The organism is Mycobacterium sp., from assembly GCF_050701675.1.
Taxonomy (GTDB): domain Bacteria; phylum Actinomycetota; class Actinomycetes; order Mycobacteriales; family Mycobacteriaceae; genus Mycobacterium.
In genome coordinates this window covers 1-2,769 of record NZ_JBOGDD010000360.1, presented here as the reverse complement: position 1 = coordinate 2,769, position 2,769 = coordinate 1, and the positions used below count along the sequence as shown (strand labels likewise).

The following is a 2,769-nucleotide window of genomic DNA, read 5'->3' as shown; positions in this document are numbered from 1 at the left end:
CTCGAACACCTCGGCCTTGGTGGTGCCGGTGGCGGGGTAGAGCACCTTGTCGGGGTTGGTCAGTTTCACCCGCTCGTAGCGCTCCACCATCACACGGTATTACCCGCAGCCACCGTTCGGCGTGAACCCGGGCGAGGAGCCCGTGATCCAGCTTCACTTGGCGGCCGCCATCAACGCGGTGTTACGCCGCGTTGGGTTCTGGCCCACCGGGTTCCGGCCGGCCTGGTCGGTCATCGATCTCAGCGCCCCGCGGCTCGAGCCAGTGGGTCTGGCTGTCGCCTTGGGTGGCTGGTATATCGTCGGCCACTGCCTCGTCATCGGGTGGCCGGTGGAGTCGTTCGGGGCGATGATAGTCATTGACGCGCGCCTGGCCGGTATCGAGCTGTACCGGTGGGATCCACTCGACGTCGTTTTGGCCGTTGATGCGGGTGGTCCAGCCTCCGGGGCCGACCATGCGGTTATCAGGCCCGCACGCCAGGCCGAGTTCGTCGACATTGGTCTGTCCACCGTGGGCCCAATCGCGGGCAGCGTGGTGGACTTGGCTGCCGTACGCGGGCACGGTGCAGCCAGGTTTGGTGCAGCCGCCCTCGCGGGCGATCAGCATGATCCGCTGTGAAGGCGAGGCGACGCGGCGGGCGCGGAAGAGGTTCAGTGCCGACCCGGTGGCCTTGTCGAACACCGCAAGGTACTGGTTGGAACGTTCAGCAGCCAATCGGATCACGTCGGTGATCGGCATTACGGTGCCACCGCCGGTGACGCCGACCCCGGCGCGGCTCTCGAGGTCTTGCAACGTCGTGCGGATGATGATCGACGTCGGCAACCCGTTGTGCTGCCCGAGTTCACCGCTGGCCAGCACGCTCCGCCCACTCGCCACGAGCGCGTCGTGCTGACGCTGAGCAAGCGTGCGGTGGTCGTTGTCGATCTGCCCCTGGGTCGGGGTCCCCGAAATGCACGGGTGCTCGTCGGCCGGGTTGCACATCCCGGGTGCCGCCAACTTGGCGAAGATCGCCTCGAAGATGGCCCACCCTTCGGGGGTGAGGTTGGCCTTGATCTGGACCATCTTGTTGGGCCGCTGGGGTGCCTTCGTCACGCCGCGGCGACGCGCGCGCTCGGCGTCGTCGGGCTCGGGGCCGTCCTGGTCGAGCAGGAACAGGGTCCGGTCGGCGTTGTCCTTGAGTTCCTTTGGCCCAACAGTCATTGCGGTCCGAGCCAGATCGGCCTCGATCTGGGCACGGGTGGTGGCGTCGATCGCAGGTGGGATGTGCTCCATCGCCTCACGCAGAATCCGCACGTGTTCACGGTTGATCACTCCGTGGGACTGCGCGATCGCCGTGCACGGCAGCACCGGATCGAGCGGTTCGCCGCTCAACGCTTGGCGCGGCCCCAATATGGCTGCTTCGTCGAGTCGACGGCCGGCCTCGCTGGGCGATATTCGCCACCGGATCGCCAGCACGTCGCGCCAAGACTTGGCGCCCATCGCCTTCGGCGTCGTCTCGGCCTGCAAGCGGACCAGCATGCGGTGGCCCTGAACGGGCAGTTGACACGTGAGCGTTTCGAGCTCGTCGAGGACCCCGACCAACTCGCCTTTGGTGAGTGCATCGACGGGCAGCGCGGCCATGGCGTCGTACGCCGCCCGCAAGGCGACTACCGCCGCCTGCATGGATTCCGCTCCCATGTCTCGAACATACGTTCGATCTCTAAAGGTTCCGCGACGCTTTTCCGAAGAATTCGCTAAGAAGCCCGATGCACCATCGCGGAAAGTCCGAATCCATTGTGGCACAACGGATTCAAGCTAGTCGTCGTCGATCGACAGCACCGCGAACGGCTCGGTCGGCACCTCGGCGATCACCAACTTCGCTGCGGAGTCCAAGGGGACGTCGCCGGCGAGCGCCGCAAGGGCTTGGTTGGTGCCGACGTCGCGACCGGCCTTCTCGCTCAACAGCCATCGCACCTCGAGCAGATCGCAGTAGGCCTGGATGGGCGTGCCGGTATTGCGCACCATCGAGTGAGCCAGTTGCTCGTACGGCGTGAGCACCTCGATCTGCCACAGCCGCGCGGCCGTCGACTCGTCGACGTCGTGACCGGCCTCCAGACACAGCTGCGCCTGGTAGGCATGCAGGTCGCCGAGCAGGATGCGGGCCTGCCCTTCACCGACGTCGAGTCCGGTCAGTTCTTGTAGATGCTGGGCGTGATAGCGGCGGTCACCCACGGCGACGTGGACCCGCAACCGGCTCGGGTCGGCGCTATCGGGTTGCAGCGACAGCTCGTCGACGGCGAAGCCGAGATCGTTGAGTCTGCGGATGGTCCCCTCGACCCGGTACCGGTCGTTGAATCCGAAGACCGGCTCGGCGTGCAACAGCTCCCAGAGCGTGTCGTAGCGCACCTGAACCTGTTCGGCCTCCGCGATCAGGATGGCGTGCATCTCCTCCGGCAGTTCCATCCGCTCGGCGAGGTCGACGAGCCCCTCCGCCACGTTCTCCACCAGGATCTCGAGGTCGTACCTGCGCTGCCCACGACTCAGCGACGGATGCACTTCGGAGGTCTCGGCATCGACGAGCCAGGCCTGGAGAAGCTGCCCGTCGCGGGAGAACAGGGTGTTCGCCAACGAGCAGTCGCCCCAGAAGACTCCGTGGCGGTGCAGTTCCACCAACAGACCCGCCATCGCATCCAGCAGGCGCGCCCGCTGCCTCGGCTGGTCGGGCGGCAGACGCATGAACAGCCTGCGGTACTGCCAAGAGCCCTGCAGGTACCGGGTGACCAGGATCGCGG

At 66.4% G+C, this 2,769-nt stretch carries 2 protein-coding genes; both read right to left on the bottom strand.

Going from position 1 to position 2,769, the window contains the following annotated elements; genetic code table 11:
• Nucleotides 1–181 precede the first annotated feature (181 nt).
• Nucleotides 182–1,675 carry an HNH endonuclease signature motif containing protein gene (locus ACRDUX_RS10595; RefSeq protein WP_526413639.1) on the bottom strand — a complete coding sequence of 498 codons (1,494 nt, stop codon included), beginning with the start codon at nucleotides 1,673–1,675 and terminating at the stop codon, nucleotides 182–184.
• A gap of 117 nt (nucleotides 1,676–1,792) precedes the next feature.
• The coding region (locus ACRDUX_RS10590; RefSeq protein WP_526413637.1) for a DUF4032 domain-containing protein at nucleotides 1,793–2,769 on the bottom strand (977 nt) is incomplete at its 5' end.

Bases quoted from the DNA above. Each gene is read 5' to 3' on its own strand.
- ACRDUX_RS10595 (WP_526413639.1), bottom strand. From the start codon at position 1,675: ATGGGAGCGGAATCCATGCAGGCGGCGGTAGTCGCCTTGCGGGCGGCG.